Annotated in this window: 12 protein-coding genes and 1 pseudogene; 7 read left to right on the top strand and 6 right to left on the bottom strand. The window is 62.5% G+C overall.

Features of this window, described 5'->3' with window-relative positions; translation table 11 throughout:
* Together AC630_RS22050 and AC630_RS22045 are read left to right on the top strand one after the other, a co-directional pair.
* Positions 1-466: pseudogene (locus tag AC630_RS22050) on the top strand (hypothetical protein); the annotation flags it as partial.
* Between the two features lie 198 nt (positions 467-664).
* Positions 665-2,131, top strand: a complete 1,467-nt coding sequence (locus AC630_RS22045; RefSeq protein ID WP_167561254.1) for an MATE family efflux transporter — start codon at positions 665-667, stop codon at positions 2,129-2,131.
* A 194-nt stretch (positions 2,132-2,325) separates the two neighbouring features.
* On the opposite strand, the gene AC630_RS22040 is transcribed toward AC630_RS22045, so the two are convergent.
* From AC630_RS22040 to AC630_RS22015, 6 genes are all read right to left on the bottom strand, one after another.
* Entirely contained in the window at positions 2,326-3,537 is a 1,212-nt protein-coding gene (locus tag AC630_RS22040) for a glycosyltransferase (RefSeq protein ID WP_074120561.1), read from the bottom strand.
* Positions 3,534-4,301 carry a class I SAM-dependent DNA methyltransferase gene (locus AC630_RS22035; RefSeq protein WP_074120560.1) on the bottom strand — a complete coding sequence of 256 codons (768 nt, stop codon included), beginning with the start codon at positions 4,299-4,301 and terminating at the stop codon, positions 3,534-3,536. The genes AC630_RS22040 and AC630_RS22035 overlap by 4 nt, the downstream gene beginning before the upstream one ends.
* Positions 4,298-5,419, bottom strand: a complete 1,122-nt coding sequence (locus AC630_RS22030) for a DegT/DnrJ/EryC1/StrS family aminotransferase (RefSeq protein ID WP_074120559.1) — start codon at positions 5,417-5,419, stop codon at positions 4,298-4,300. Before AC630_RS22030 ends, AC630_RS22035 begins: the two co-directional genes overlap by 4 nt.
* The gene (locus AC630_RS22025; RefSeq protein WP_074120558.1) at positions 5,416-5,862 is read right to left on the bottom strand and encodes a cupin domain-containing protein; all 447 of its coding nucleotides are present in this window, start codon (positions 5,860-5,862) and stop codon (positions 5,416-5,418) included. Before AC630_RS22025 ends, AC630_RS22030 begins: the two co-directional genes overlap by 4 nt.
* A gap of 105 nt (positions 5,863-5,967) precedes the next feature.
* Positions 5,968-7,146, bottom strand: a complete 1,179-nt coding sequence (locus AC630_RS22020; RefSeq protein ID WP_074120557.1) for a CgeB family protein — start codon at positions 7,144-7,146, stop codon at positions 5,968-5,970.
* 298 nt (positions 7,147-7,444) lie between these two features.
* A complete protein-coding gene (locus AC630_RS22015; protein WP_074120556.1) occupies positions 7,445-8,794 on the bottom strand; it encodes an O-antigen ligase family protein in 1,350 nt (449 codons plus the stop codon).
* Between the two features lie 646 nt (positions 8,795-9,440).
* On the opposite strand from AC630_RS22015, the gene AC630_RS22010 reads away from it, so the two are divergent.
* From AC630_RS22010 to AC630_RS21990, 5 genes are all read left to right on the top strand, one after another.
* Entirely contained in the window at positions 9,441-10,439 is a 999-nt protein-coding gene (locus AC630_RS22010) for an NAD-dependent 4,6-dehydratase LegB (RefSeq protein ID WP_074120555.1), read from the top strand.
* A 5-nt stretch (positions 10,440-10,444) separates the two neighbouring features.
* Entirely contained in the window at positions 10,445-11,686 is a 1,242-nt protein-coding gene (locus AC630_RS22005; RefSeq protein ID WP_074120564.1) for a LegC family aminotransferase, read from the top strand.
* A 105-nt stretch (positions 11,687-11,791) separates the two neighbouring features.
* A complete protein-coding gene (locus AC630_RS22000; protein WP_074120554.1) occupies positions 11,792-13,165 on the top strand; it encodes a hypothetical protein in 1,374 nt (457 codons plus the stop codon).
* A gap of 474 nt (positions 13,166-13,639) precedes the next feature.
* Entirely contained in the window at positions 13,640-14,464 is an 825-nt protein-coding gene (locus AC630_RS21995) for a lipopolysaccharide biosynthesis protein (RefSeq protein WP_143198216.1), read from the top strand.
* Between the two features lie 183 nt (positions 14,465-14,647).
* Positions 14,648-15,704, top strand: a 1,057-nt coding sequence (locus AC630_RS21990) for a hypothetical protein (protein WP_143198215.1), incomplete at its 3' end; no start/stop codon positions are given.

Genomic DNA, 15,704 nt, shown 5'->3' with positions numbered 1-15,704 from the left:
ATGTGGATCGTTTGTGCCGATTGGCGCCGAGCAGACCTCGTCCGGCTATGACGTGGTATGGAAGAATGGCAGCGCCGACCAGTACGTGGTGTGGAGCACCGACAGCAACGGCAATTATGTCTCCAGCCTGACGCCGGTGGTCTCGGGCACGAGCGCGACGCTAGAATCCTATGAGAGCATCTTCCATCAGGATCTGAATGGGGATGGGACGATTAGCGCAGCAAGCCAGGTGATGGCATCAAGCGACTCCTTCGTGTTTCGCCCGGTAGCACCTCAAGGCGGAGCACCCCTTAGCAGTGTTGAGTCAGCGCTCGAGAATGCCGCACCCGTATTCGACGCCGTACACAGTTCCGCCCTAAATGATGCTCTGCAGCATCTCGTGGGCTCGGTCAGCAGCATCGAAACCGCACATGGCGGCGCTCTAGACCACCTTATCTACGCCGCAGGACATTTCATTCTCCACTGAAAGCAATGGGTGGCCTTAAGGTGGGACAGGGGCGAGCGGAATGACGTCCGTTTCGTCTCGGTGGTCAATTGGCTCCTTCTGGGTTAAGCGGTTGAGCCGTGCTCCTCATCACAGACATTGCAGCGTGGGAACCTCATGAATGGGACTGGCCGTCTACGCCGGCTGATCCACGGCTGGTCGGCAAATCTGGTTCAGATGTTGCTCGCCCTGACCCAGCAGATTCTCTTGATACCGGCGTTCCTGCATTTCTGGACCGGCGACACCCTGGCGGCCTGGCTTGCCATCTACGCGGCTGGCAACCTTGTCATCGTCGCCGATGCGGGGGTGCAGCTTCGCGCGATTAACCGGTTTTTCGCCTTTAAGTCGTGCGTCGATTGCGACCGCCGCACCGCGAGCTTCTTCGCTGGCATGATGCACATCTACATTCGTATCGTTGTGGCGCTGGGCCTTATGCTGGTTCTGAGCGTCCAGCTTTTCCCGCCGGCCGCGGTGCTCGGGTTCCAGGGGACGCCGACATTCGATTCCGCCATGCTGGTCATCACCCTCGGCACGCTCGTCGCGTTGCCCGTCAACCTGGTCTCTGGCCTCTATCGTGTGCACGGGAAATACGGTCGCGCCGTTTGGACGCAGAACGTAGCCCTAGTGCTCGGCCAGGTCGCGCAGTTGGTCGCGATCGCCTCAGTCGGCACTCTCGTCGCCGTCGCGTCAGCCTTTGTGTTTGCGCAGATCGTGTCTGCCATCTTTCTGCTCGCCTACGACGCTCCGCGCCAGTTTCCGCTCCTGCGGCGCGGGCGAGTTCGCCGATCACGGATCCTGTCATGGCGGTGGAGCTTGGGGCAATTCGTTCACGCATTTCCCTTTGCCTTGGCCAATGTCACCGAACTTGCGCTCGTCAATGCGCCCGTGCTGCTGGTCAGCGTGCTCGTCGCCGATCGCGTGGCGGTGGCACAATGGGGGCTGACCCGCGTGATCGCTAGCCTCGTGAGAGCGCTCTGTATTCAGGTGGCGCTGCCGCTGGCGCCCGAACTCGGCCATGACTACGCGATTGGTGACAAGGAGCGGCTGGGCCGGCTCTATGCCCATGGATCGGTGTTTGTGACGGCGCTCGCCTGCCTGATCGTGGCTGGCTTGCTGCCGTTTTGGCCGGACTTCTTCGCACTGTGGACGCACGGCAGCATTCCCTACGATGCACCTCTGGCCGTCACGCTACTGCTCGGCTCCGCTCTCGTTGCCCCTTCGCTGCTGGCGCTCGTGTTCGCCAACCACAGCAATCGCCGCAATCTTCTGGTCCGAACCAAGGGACTGCAACTGATTGCCTTCCTGATCATGTCGGCCTTGCTGATCCCCCGGCTCGGGCCGCTCGGCGCCGCTATCGCGATCGTTGCGAGCGACGTCCTAACCCAGTTCGGAATCCTGACCCTCGTCATCGTGCGTCAGACGCTTGCGCACCCGCTTCGTCACATGCTGGTCCTGACCGCCGTCATGGTTACGATCATGCTGGGCGGATGGGGGCTGGGACTCGCGATCCGCGCCCTTATGCCGGGGACGGGGCTGCTCCGCTTCCTGGCGGAGTGCGCGATCTGGGTCGTCGTCGTTGCGGCCGCGGCGAGCCCGCTGCTCATGGAGCGCGTGCGGGGACGTGTGCTGGCGGCGATACCGAACTGACGTAGGGTCAGGTCAGATCGGGGCGACGCTCTAGCGGGCCGGACTACGAAAATGTCGAAGACCGCCGTTGGGGCGCGTTGCTGATCTTGCGAGACCAACTGACGTGTCGAAGAAATCAGCGGCACGATACGATCATCACTGAAAGCGGGACGGCTGGGACTCTTGCGAAACCCTTTCGTCTTCAGCGTTGCGCGTCAATAGATTTGAGGGTAACGGCGATATCTTAGACGCATCAGGTGCCGAGCGAGCTGACGATGCCCTTCATCGATCCGCTCGGCGAAATACGAAAGCCGTTGCTTGCCCGCGATGGCCAGTCGGGTGCGCTCCTCAGCAGAGCCGACCTTGATGATGGCCTTGGCGAGCGATGCGGGATCGTCGTAGTCGAACAGGATAGCGGCGTCGCCCGCCTGAGCCTTGAAGGCTTCCGGATAGATCACCGCCGTGCCGACCGCCCACGCCTCCAACGGCGGCAGATTGGTGGGGCCGAAATAGGTGGCCATGACAAGTGCGTTGGCGCCGCGATAGAGGGCGCCAAGTTCCGCAGAGGGAACGAAGCCGAGCATGCGAACGGAATCGGCGAGGCCGTGCTGCGCGACCAGCGCCTCGAACGCGGCGCGCGCGCCGGGATCGGAGCCGCACAGCACCAGCGTGTGCCGCTCGCCCTGGTCCCTGAGCAGGCGCATTGCGAGCAGAATCGTCGCGTGGTTCTTGTGCGACCAGAATTGCGCCGGATAGAACAGATAGCCGGGCCCGAGGCCGTACTTTTGGAGGATCGCGGCGTCCTCGGCCTCGCCGGTCGTGCCTGATCGCGATACGTAGAGCGACGGGGAGAACGGGATGCAGACGGCGTGGTCGCGTTCCATGGCGTAGCGCCGGCACAGCATGTCGATCAGTTCGTCGGCGTTGGTGATGACCACCGCGGCCTTGGTGACGGCGCTGCGCCACACGATGTCGCGCCGCTCGAACTGGGCAAACTCGCGCACCTCGTCGAACTCAGGGCTGTCGCGGAAGCAGCCGTCGAAAATCGTAATGATGAACGGCAGCTTGTAGAGCGCCAGGTTCCAGTTTGACGTGGTGGTGAAGTAGACGATGTCGACGCCGGCGTTGTTCAGCTTTTTCTCGAACGGTGCGCAGACGCGCATGGCGTATTGCAGCAGATCGAACGGTCCGAGATATTTGAGGAACAGGAACAGGCGGTCGAGCCAGCCGAGCTTGAGATACACGCTGTTGATGCCGAGATCGGCAAGGATTGCGACGTTGTCGGGCAGCGTCGTGAATACGGTCACGTCCAGATCGGCGGTCTTTGCCCAGTCGCGCATCCACAGGATTTCGGTGAGCGATTGCTGGAAACCTCCGCCCACGTCGAGCGGCAGCTCGAGGAAAATGCCGACGTGATAGCGTTTCACGGCTGCGCGGCCTTTCGCGCGATCGAATAGGCGGCCCAGTCCTTCGCGTTTGGCGCGGCGTCGGAGAGCCAGGCATGGTTGCCGGCCGGCTCGAACCCACAAAGTCTGAGCGAGGCTTCGACCTCGAAGGGAAACCAGTAGCGCATGCGATGGGTCTCGTCGACGCGCCGGATCGTCGAGCGATCGGTGTCTTCGCAGAACAGGGTGTAGTTCACGAGCACAGTCGCTTTCGGCTCGTCGTGCTCCGATTGCGCGATCCGGGTCAGGCGCAGCGGTGCCTGCTCGATGACCTTGACGCGCGTCTCGACGCCCTGGGCCAGCACGGCGCCGCCGTACCAATAGTCGAAGAAGAACACGCCGCCGGGCTTCAACGCCGCGCAAGCGGTGCCGAAAAGTGCCTCCAGCCGCTTAGGGTCGTTCTGATAGCTTGCGACGTGAAACAGCGACACGACCGCATCGCAGTCGCGCTCCGGACCGGCTTCGCAGGCGTCGCCCTGTCGGAAGGGAATCTTGAGTCCGGCCTGCGCTGCGCGGGCGTTCGCCCTGGCGATCATGTCGGCGCTGAGATCGACGCCGGCGACGTCCCAGCCGCGGCGCGCGAACTCGATCGCATGCACGCCCGTGCCGCAGCCGAGATCGAGGAGTTTGCCCGAAGCGATGCCGTGGTCGCGCAGGCGGCCTTCGACGAAGTCGACCTCCGCGGCGTAATCCTTGTCCCGGTACAGGAGGTCGTACCAGGGCGCGTAGTCCGCAAACACGCTCACGCCAGGATCTCCCTCAGCGCCTGTGCGGACCGCGCGATCTCGTCGTCGGTCAGCGCCAGCCCGCTCGGCAGATAGAAGCCGCGGCGGGCAATGCGCTCCGCGATCGGATGCTGCTCGTTCAGCATGAATCCCATGCGCCGCAGCACCGGTTGCTCGTGCATGCACCAGAAGAACGGCCGCGTGCCGATGCCCTTCTCAGCCAGACGTCGCATCGCCTCCTTGGCATCGAAGGGGACGTCGTCGTTCAGGACGACGCCATAGACCCAGTAGATGTTGTCGGCATAGTTGGTGCGGGCAACGGGGCGGCGGACGCGCTCGACATTCTCGAGGTGGCTGTCGTAGAGGCGGCCGATGCGTCGCTTGGTATCGACGGTTTGCGGCAGACGCTCGACCTGGGCGACGCCGAGCGCGGCCTGAAGGTTGGTCATGCGCGCGTTCCAGCCCAGCTCCTCATGGATGAAGCGCTGCTGCGGCTGGAAGCAAAGGTTGCGAAGGCTGGCGAGGCGATCGGCAAGCGCATCGTCGTCCGTGAGGATCATGCCGCCTTCGCCGGTCGTGACGTGCTTGTTGGGATAGAAGCTGAAGGTCGAGACGTCGCCAAAGCTGCCGCAGGGCGCGCCGCGATAGGTCTGGCCGTGCATTTCGGCGGCGTCTTCGATCACCTTGAAGCCGCGCTTTCGCGCAAGCTCGAGGATCGGGTCGAGATCGACCGGCAGGCCGTAGATGTGGACCAGCATGATGGCGCGCGTGCGCGGCGTGATCGCTGCCTCGACGCCTTCGATCGTCATGTTCCAGGTTGCGGGATCGCAATCCACCGCAACGGGAACGAGGCCCGCCCTCACCACGGCCGCTGCGCAACTGATGATGGTGAAGGTAGGGATGATGACTTCGTCACCCGGCTCGAGACCCAGCGCATGGACGGCGATGTCGAGCGCGACGGAGCCATTGGTGACGGCAACGCTATGTCGCCGTCCGGCGACGTTCGCCATTGCTTCCTCGAAGCGCTTGATGAACGGGCCTTCCGACGAGATCCATCCGGTACGGATGCACTCAGCGAGGTACGCGGCCTCTTTGCCGTCGAGGAGCGGCGTGTTGACTGGAACGAAGGCAGGATTCACAGCGCAGGACCTTTGACCCGTATCTCGGACGCCGACACCTCGGGAAAACGTGTCTTGTCGTTCTCGCCGGCATACGGGCCTTGCTTGATCTCGAACATCTCGATCGGCTCGATGACGTGGAAGCCGTGTGCGCCGCTGCAGAGCAGGATGATGTCGCCGGCGCCAAGCATGCGGCTCTCCAGATATTCCTCGGCCTCGGTGTAGAAGTCGACCTGCAGCTTGCCCTTCTGGATGAGAAGGACTTCCTGCGTAAAGTGGACCTCCCGCGTCACCTTGTTATGACGATGGGGGGCAATGCTCTTGCCCTGCGGATGGCTCATGAAGGCGAGCTGCTGCGAGAGTTCGGGCGAGGAGAAGAAGGTGATGCCCGGCTCGCGGAACGAGGCGCGAACGATGATCGCGTAGAGCTGTTCGCCGAATCTGACATGTTCGACGTGTTCCATCTGGGCCTCGACAAAAAGCGCTGTAATTATAGTGACATAGCGTCCCTGTGCGCGGCACTTTGGCTATTTTGACCCGCACCGTCAAGGGCGCGCAGCAAGCAGGTTTCAGCCGGCCAGGCGAAGAATGTGGTCGACCCGCTGCCTGAATGTGTGGGTCGAAAGCGTCCGCGCTTGGCCTGCCGCGGCAATCGCGTCGCGCTCGTCATCGTTGGCGAGATAACGATCAATCATGGCGAGGCAGTCGTCGGCCGAGCGCCAGGCCGCGACCTCGCGGCCTTCGTCGAACAGCGTGTGGAGATTGTCCTTGAAATCGGTCAGGAGGAACGTGCCGACGCCGGTCGCCTCGAACAGGCGTGCGTTGCCGGCCTCGCGGCCGGCCTGGTCGATGTGCGAATTGAGCGTGAGGCGGGACGAGCGGAGCGCCTGATACATCTCCACGCCCCACACCTCTCCTTGATAGCAGCGGTGCAGCGGCGAAGAGGCGGGGAGGGTGTGCAGGCCGGTGCCGTAAAGCTTCAGATCGTATTTCCTCGCCACCGCTTCGAGTTGTGCCACCCGCTGTTGGTGATCCGCCGACACTGCGCCGACGAAGGAGATGTCGATGCTGCGCTCGGGCGCGGGCGGAAGAACGTCGAGGATATCTGGTTCGAAGGCCAGATGAAGCATTTCGGATCTGACGCCGACCTTGCGGAACGACTGAACGACCCGGAAGATCTGCGAGATCATCAGGTCATAGGCCGACCAGTCCTCGCCCCGCGAGGGAACGATGCCGACCTGGCCAATCAGGATCGGGCGCCCCATTCCCTTGATCTGCCGAGCGAGGCGCGCATCGACATAGAAGACGTCCTGGTTGAGTACGAGATCCGGCTTGAACTCCTCGATCTGCGCCAGCAGGATCTTTTCCGCCTGCGCGTCGAGCCGCGGGCTCAGGCCCACCTTCCGTGCCAGTGGCCTGAGGACGGGTTTGAACGGCGCGATCGTACGCTGAAGCCAGCCAGGGATCGCTTGCCCGTGCACCTCCTTGCCCGGCTCCGGCGGGTGCTCCGCCGCGAGCCCGTGCTCGCGCGCCCAGGCCGCCCGCATCCAGGGATTGTTGACGTGAATGTCGGCGGCGACGTGCCCTGCCGCGGCGAAGTTGCGCGAGTAGAAATCGGCGACGCCGAACAGGCTGGCATTGCGCGCCGCCATCTGCGCTGCGTAAGGCGCGCCGGCAAGATCGGGCGCGCGGCGGTACAACCAGGCCAGGTAGCGCGGATAGTCAGCGTTGAGAATGAGAACGCGCACGGACCTAGGCCTCCGGTTTACAGACGCTGCGCGGCATCACACACCAAAGAAATTGCACCGCGGCGCTGTGTGAGCATCAGCGTCGTGAATGGGCGTTGATCTTCCGTGGCAAGGTCGCTTCCGATACCAGAGTGGTGCGCTAGAACATGCCGGTCGCGATGCCGCAGATAAAGGCCGGAATTGGGACCAACAGCAGGCCGACCGACGCCACACCTTCGGTGGCGAAGAGCGATGCGTTGTAGTAGTCGCCGATGGCGAATGAAGTAGATAACCGCGACTCTGGGGGGCCATAGTTGGATCACAACGTCTGGCCGACTGGCGATGATCTTTGGGCTCCCATGGCAGGTCTCGACGTCCTGCGCGTCTCGTAGGTGCCAGCCGCGAATCCCAACATTGCAAAAAGCAGCCGATCCTCGCTCAGGATACCGTGTGCGACGCTTAGTATCCCAATATAGGCTAGTCCGCAGACCGCAAACCGTACCTCGGCGCTGCTGCGGTAGTGCGGGAGCAGCCTGTACAAGGTAAACAGAAGGGCTGCGCAAAAGCAGATGCCGCCCGCCCACCCAAATTCGACGAGGGCCTGCAAGTAGCTGTTGTGAACTTGCAGATTCATGCAGGACATTTCAGGGAAGCTGCCGAACCCAAAGCCAAAGAGGCCGGCGGTGGGCAAGAACCTTAGTGCGTCCTGAATGAGTGCCTTCCTGATGGCGATCGAGTCGCCCATGTTGACGTTTGTCGTGCAACTCGGGGGCAGGCTGCCTGGCGTTGCCACCTTGGCGGGTGTGTGCGCGTTTGCTCGCTCTGGATACAGTGGCTCAAATATGGTTGTCGTTACCGTCTCGGCGGGTGTTTGTGCTTTTGCGCTCCAACTGATTGTGAGATGACTCGGGGACAGGCCGACAGTGATCGCAATCAGGAAGACTCCGATGACAACCGCAAGATACCTTCGCTGCTGGGATTCGCTTAATACGAGGGCGAGTAGAAGTGTGAGGATGATCGCGATGAAAGTCGCCCGAACGTGAGAGGCTGAGAACACGACACCGGAAAGGAACAGAAAGACCGAAAGCAGCAGCGACTTTCGAGAATCGAGACCCGTCGCGATGACCGCCACGATCAGAAATCCGCAAACCATCAGGAAAAAGGTGGCGGCGGCATCATTCACGCCGAGCACAAGAGGCCTCACATATGGACCTCCCCACTGCACGACTATCGCATAGGCCGTCAGAATCGTCCCTAGGGCAACGATTGCACCTGTCACCAGTACGAATGATTTTTGGGTGCGTGGCTGTGCGAAGGAGAGGCCCCGAAGGGACGGATATGCGGCAAGCGCGATGGCGAAGAGAACTGTCTCTCTGGTGTTGGCTGTGCGGCCGTTGATTGCGAATGACAAAGCTGCGCACAGGACGAAGGCGCAAAAAAGATAGTCGGTAGCGTGTAGCCTTGTTGGCTGAAACGTCCAATACAAAAGCGCCACTTCGCAGATGACTAGAAAGCCTGCGGTGATCAGTGGGTTTCCTTGAACGCGGGCGAAACCATAAAGAACGAGAAGGACGGCGTTGGCGCAAAAAAATAGGGCGAGCGTTCCGCCGATCAAGACATCTCGAGCCTCAGGCTTTCCGAACCGCCCGGCTGCTTTCAAAATATCCAATTTCGCAAATCCCCGTCGGAAGATGGCACTAGCACCACAATCCTCCGTGGTGTCAATCCAAGGTGCTTGAACAATGCGCGGCCAGCCAGCTTCTTACGGCCGTCGATCTGTCCCAGGCTCGACGACTTAGCAAGGCGGCAGCACAATATCCAGGGCATCAAAATAGGTGACGCCATGCATGTAGATTGCCGTTTTCTCGATGAAGCTGGCGCATTGGGCCCCTTTTACGGAAGCCCCGCACCCAGCCGCTGCTCTTCTGTGACCTCTATACCAGGAGGCATTCTCGCCGCGATACGCGCAGCCCTCTAGGAAAGCCCACAGGACGCAAACCGCCATCAACTATCCGACCGCGCTGCGGCTGCTGGGGGCTTGCGAGCGCTTGGGTCACAGCTCGTGCAGTTCTCCCATATCCATCGTGATCCGGCGCCTGCGCGAATTTGCTTAGCGCTGGGCCGGCGTCCGATGCGCGCGGATTTGTTGATCCTTCTCAAAGGCTTGCGGGATTCGCGCGATTGTCTTTCGTGCCCGGGGTTCCGGCTCATTGACGGGCACCGACACTCATTCAAAACTGGCCTCCAGCGGCCGGAGTGTCTAGAACTGGCCGGCACGACAGGTCGGGCGGCCCGGCCAGAGGGGAACTGGAACTTTGCGAAAAGTACTGTTGACGGGTGCGGGCGGATTCATCGGATCGCATCTTGCGGAAGAGCTGGTCCGGCGCAATTTCGCGGTGCGCACCTTCGTGCACTACAACAGCATGGGCTCGCACGGCTGGCTCGATTCCTCGCCGCCCGATATCCGCAAGGAGTTCGACGTTTTCGCCGGCAATGTGTGCGACCCGAACGGCGTGCGCACCGCGATGAAGGGCTGCGACAGCGTCCTGCACCTCGCCGCGCTGATCGCGATTCCCTACTCGTATCATTCGCCCGACACCTATGTCGAAGCCAACATCCGCGGCACGCTCAACGTGCTGCAGGCGGCGCGCGATCTCGGAGTCGAGAAGGTGATCCACACCTCGACCAGCGAGGTCTACGGCACGGCGCAATTCGTTCCGATCACCGAGGAGCATCCGCTCCAGGGCCAGTCGCCTTACTCCGCGACCAAGATCGGTGCCGACCAGCTCGCGCTGTCGTTCGAGCGTTCGTTCGGCACGCCGGTGACGGTGGTGCGCCCCTTCAACACCTACGGCCCGCGCCAATCGGCCCGCGCGGTGATCCCGACCATCATCACGCAGATCGCGGCAGGCGCGCGCAAGATCAAGCTCGGGAGCATCCATCCGACACGCGACTTCAACTATATCGCCGACACCGTCGGCGGCTTCCTGGCGGCCCTCGACTCCAAGGCCGGGGTGGGCGAGGTCATCAATATCGGCAGCGCCTTCGAGATCTCGATCGGCGATACCGCGCGGCTGATCGCCGAACTGATGGAAGCGGAGATCGAGATCGAGCATGACGACGTGCGCGTGCGTCCCGAGCGCAGCGAGGTCGAGCGCCTCTGGGCCTCCAACGTCAAGGCGCAGAAGCTGCTGGGCTGGTCGCCGCGCTTCGGCGGCGTGGACGGCCTGCGCAAGGGGCTCGAACAGACCATCGCCTGGTTCACCAGGCAGGAGAACCTGTCCCGCTATCGCGTCAATGCCTACACGCTGTGAGCAAGATGAGCATATCCTCCGCGCAAGCGAGCCAGAACCGTCCCACCATGCTTGACCTCAAGCCGGTGCTCGACGCCGTCGATGCCGTGCTCGGGCCGGCACAGCGCCCGGTCGAGCTGCATGAGCCGCGTTTCGGCAACCGCGAGCGCGAATTGGTGCTCGACTGCATCGACACCAACTGGGTGTCGTCGGCCGGCAAATACGTCACCCGTTTCGAGGAGATGGTCGCGGCCGCGACCGGCTCGCGCCACGCGGTTGCGATCGTCAACGGCACCGCCGCGCTGCACGCGGCATTGGCGCTCGAAGGCGTCGAGCCGAACGACGAGGTGCTGTTGCCGTCGATCACCTTCGTCGCCACGGCCAATGCCGTGAGCCATGCCGGTGCCGTGCCGCACTTCGTCGACTCGACCTGGGACACGCTGGGGCTCGATCCGCGTGCGCTCGAGGCGCATCTCGACCAGGTTGCGGTGCCGCAGAACGGTGCTTGGGTGAACAAACACACCGGCCGCCGCCTTCGCGCGATTGTTCCGGTGCATATTTTCGGGCATCCCGTCGACATGGTCGCGCTCGGCGCGGTTGCCGCCCGCTACGACCTCGTGATCGTCGAGGATGCGACCGAGTCGCTCGGTTCGCGCCTGAACGGCAAGGGCTGCGGCACGTTCGGCCATTCCGCGGTGCTGAGTTTCAACGGCAACAAGATCGTCACCACCGGCGGCGGCGGCATGATCGTGACCGACGACGGGGCGCATGCCCGTCACGCCCGGCATTTCACCTCGACGGCGAAGAAGGCGCATGCCTGGGCGTTCGAACACGACGAGGTCGCCTACAATTACCGTCTGCCAAACATCAACGCGGCGCTCGGCTGTGCGCAGATGGAGCGGCTGGCCGGGATGGTCGAGGCCAAGCGCGCGCTCGCGCAGCGCTATCTCGACGCCTTCAGCGATTTTCCCTGGGCACGCATCTATCGTGAGCCGACGGGCTCAGAGAGCAACTACTGGCTCAACACGCTCGTGCTCGACCGCGAATACGCCTCAGAACGCGACCGCCTGCTCGAAGCCCTTCACGGCCACGGCATTCGCGCGCGCCCGTTGTGGACGCCGATGCACCTCTTGCCGATGTACCGCGACTGCCCCCGCGCTTCGCTTCCCGTCGCCGAGGACATGAATACGCGCTGCATCAACCTGCCGAGCAGTCCCTTCCTCGCTGGAGCCGCCCAAGGAGCCAACCAAGGCGCGAACCAGAGCTGATGCCCCGGATCGTTTTCTTCACCATTCACAGCACGACGGCCTGGTGGAAGTACCTGGCCTCGCGCATCGAGTTTGCCGACGCGGTCGTGCTCAGCGACCTGCGCGATGACGGCGACTATTCGCTGGTCGATGACTTCTATCGCTTCGTCGAGGGGGGGCGATGCGGCGGCCGCGGCGCTCGACCGGTTCGGCCAGGGTGGATGCGCCGACATCATCCTGCGCTGCCGCGTGCTCAGGAGCATCGATCGCGATCTTGCGCTCAGAATGATCGGCGGCATGACGCAGGCGATCGAGCAGGCTTTTGACAGACTTGGTCCTGATCTCGTCATGACCTTCACCATCGACCGCTACGTCATGGACGTGATGGAACGCATCGCGCGGCGGCGCGGCATCGATTTTCTGGAGATGACGACCTCGATCATCCCCGACCAGGTGATGCTCATGCGCCGCGGAAAGCCGGTCTGGTTGCGCGAGCCCTCGAGGGAAGACATCGATGCGGCGGTCGGCCAGCTCTGCCGGGAAGATTTCGCGCCGGCCTATGTCCGTGATGCCAAGCGTTTTTCGCTCGCCAGGTTCTGGCGGATCTTCGGCTATTATGCGCTGCGCGGCGCGTTCTTCAATGTCTTGCGCTTCCTCAAGCGCGATCGCTACAACTGCCACTATCTCGACGCGCTGAAGCGGCTGAAGCACAAGGTGCGCATGCGCGACGCGAGCGTTCTCGGCCTGCTCGATCATGGCTGGGACAAGCGGCTTGCCGAAGTGCCGCGCGAGCGGCGAGTATTCCTCGGGCTTCAGCTCTTCCCCGAAGCCTCGATGGATTACTGGCTCGAGTCGCAGGACTTGCTCGCGCATGACGACGTGGTGGTGCGCTATTGCGAGGCGCTGGGCCGCGCTGGCTATCGCATCTTCGTCAAGGACCATCCGCTGCAGTTCGGCTTCCGCCAGCGCGAGCTGTTCGAGCGTCTGGCGAAGCTGCCATTCGTGGTGCTGGTGCCGTATGACGTGCCGGCCAATCTGTTGATCGGAAAGTGCGCGGTGTCGGTGACGTTCACCGGGACCATTGGCTTCCAGGCGGCGCTTGCCGGGTTGTGTTCGATCGCGACCGAGCCGTATTATGCAACCGAGCAGCATTTTCTGCACGTTCGCGACACGAACGAGGTCGATGGCGTTGTCGAGAGGCTTGCGCAATGGCAATCCCCCCGACGATCTCGACACGACCCGCCGCGCGATCATGCGGCACCTGGCGTCGATCAGCGTCGAGGGGGACTACTTCGGCTGGCGCAAGTTCGATCCCGAGAACGAGGCCTTGCGTGCCTCGGTCGAGCCGCTGGCGCGTTCCCTGAACGCGCATCTGCCGCGGTTCCTGAAGTCCTGCAGAACCGCCGCTTGACGATCCGATGGGACGCGCCCCTGAAACCGATGTCGACGGCCGGTGGTAACGGAAAAGCGCGATGCGACCTCGTCTCCTTGACTTCGTAGCACGGCCGGCGATCGTTACCGCCATCGCGGTCCTCATCTTGCGTGGTTTGACGCTTGCCAGTCGCTTTCTGCTGTCTTTGCTGCTGGCACGGATGCTCTCGCCGGACGAGATGGGCAAGTACGGACTCGTCACAGCAGTGCTGGCGTTCGCGCTGCTCGGCCTGGGGCTCGAGTTTTATTCCTACATGTTTCGCGAGATGGTGCCAGCGACGCCAGAAAGGCGCGTGCAGATTATCGCAGATGAGGCGGCATTGGGGGGGACTCACGTTTCTCGCCGCGGCAGTCCTCTCGGTTCTGGCGGTTTTCGCGGGCTTGTTTCCGGCGCGGCTCGCTCCCTGGTTTCTCTTGATCTTGTTGACCGAGCATCTCTCGCTCGAGGCCACGCGCTTCCTCGTCATCATGTCGCGACCGATTCGCGCCCATATTGTTGTTTTCCTTCGCGGCGCCATATGGGTCTACGCGCTTGCGATTCTAATGTTCACCGTGCCGTCCTCGCGCTCGTTGGAGGTGGTGTTGATTTGGTGGGGGCTCGGGGGGGCCAGTTCGATTCTGTTCACGGCAATCTCCCTGCGTGATCTGCCGTGGTGCGAACTCCAGAACCGGCGACCGGATTGGACCTGGATTGGCCACGGCTTGCGCACCGCTCGTCCCTTTATGCTGACGGCTGCGGGTGCGCTGGTCATTTCCTATGTCGATCGCTTCGTCATCGACGCGTCCGTCGGACGCGGTGCGCTCGGCATCTATACATTCTATTCGACGATCCTGATCGGCCTGTTGTCGTTGGGCAGCTCGGTGTCGCATCAATTCCTGCCGAAGGTCATTGCGGGCTATGCCGCGGGCTCAGATGCCTATCGCACGGCGCTGCGCTCGTTCTTCTGGTCGATGCTGGCGCTGGTCTGCGCGACGACCGTCCTGTCGGCCGTTGTCATGGGGCCCATGCTCGCGCTGCTCGGGCTGTCCACCTACGCGGCGAGCATCGGAGTGTTCTATGCCATGCTGCCGGGGATTTTCCTGCGCATGCTGGCGGACGTTCCGTCCTATGCGCTCTACGCGGCGCGGTCGGACAAACATTTGCTGATCTGCAATCTCAGTTCGGCCGCGGCGTCGACGTTCCTGAACGTTGCGCTGGTTCCCGTGCTCGGCATTTACGGGGCGCCACTTGCCGGGGGAATTGCCAGTGCCGTGCTGTTCCTTTCCCTAGTGGGGTTTGCCATCCACAGGATGCGCCAGAGTTCCGCGGAACCCGCCGCGACCGAATCCGTCGACCTTTCCACCGATCCGGATATGCTCTATCCGTGAAGGACTGGGATCTCACTTCGAAACCCGAGGGGGCGCTTCTTGGGCGGCAGCATGCAGCAGCGGTTCATTGCATTGGCCGGCGCTCTCGCGTCGCCCGCGATTCTGATCACGGTGATCTGGCTCGGGACGCTCCTTCTCGTCGCCGTCGGGCCGATCAATTATCCGGGACAGCCGTCCGCCGCCGTGCTGGCCGTGGTTGCGATCGGGCTGGCGATCTTTCTGCTGTCCTATCAGGGCGGCAAGCTCACCTTCGACCGTTGGTTCGCTCGCCAGGCCCGCTCGCTGGAGTTCTCCCCACGGATTCTCAACAAGGTGACCATGGTGATATCGCTGTTGGGGATCGTGGGCATTGCGCTGATGGAGTTCGACCGCACCATCCTGAGTGGCGTGAGCAACGGCAGCTACGCCGAGCTGTTGCGTTGTGCCCCAAGCCTCGTCGACACGGTTACGATCAAGCGCACGCCGTTGCTCTACGCCGGTTACACGATGTTCTCTTTCGGCTTCGTCTCAGTCGTGCTGTTCCTGCTCAAGGGAGAGGAAATCAGGGGATGGGCGGCTGCGTTGGCGCAACTGTCCATCGTTTCACCGGTCGCTTATGCGCTGCTCTATTCGGGACGGATGCCGATCCTGTTTATCCTCATCCTTATCGCGATGGCGATGCTGGTGCGCCTCAGCCAGGGACGAACGCTTCTGCCGCGTGGCCATTATCTCCTGCTCAAGATCGGCATCGCCGTGGGATTGTTTGCGATTTATTCGAGCTTGATCTGGAGCAGCCGACAGAATTTCTGCATTCAAATGGCGCCGCTGATCGCCCAATTGCAACAGGAGAAAGACCAGCACGCCAAAACTCGTGGCTCCAAGTCTGCCAAGGCCATCAACGGGATCGAGTTCAACAAGCGCGTTGCCAGTGCGTGGGCGATTCCGCCAACGGCACTCAGGGGGAGCTCGCCGCAAGCCGTGCTGATGATGATGCTTGAAGCTTGGAACGTCAAGCCGCGCGGCTATGTAACCTCCGCGATCGAATCCAACCGCGTGTCAGCGCGCGCCGCGATGATCGGCCTCAGCACCTATTTCTATCTGACCCACGGCGTGCGGACGGTCGATATCGTCTGGAACGTCCGCGACAAGTTTACCCCCCAATGGGGCGTGTACGAAATCGGTGTGCTGTCGCCTTTGTTGCGGATCTTCTTCCCGGATAGCGATCAGGTTGCGGACATGGAGGCCGAGGAACAGGAGGCGT

The organism is Bradyrhizobium sp. AS23.2, assembly GCF_001908185.1.
Classification (GTDB): Bacteria; Pseudomonadota; Alphaproteobacteria; order Rhizobiales; family Xanthobacteraceae; genus Bradyrhizobium.
This window is presented reverse-complemented; position numbering and strand designations above follow the sequence as displayed.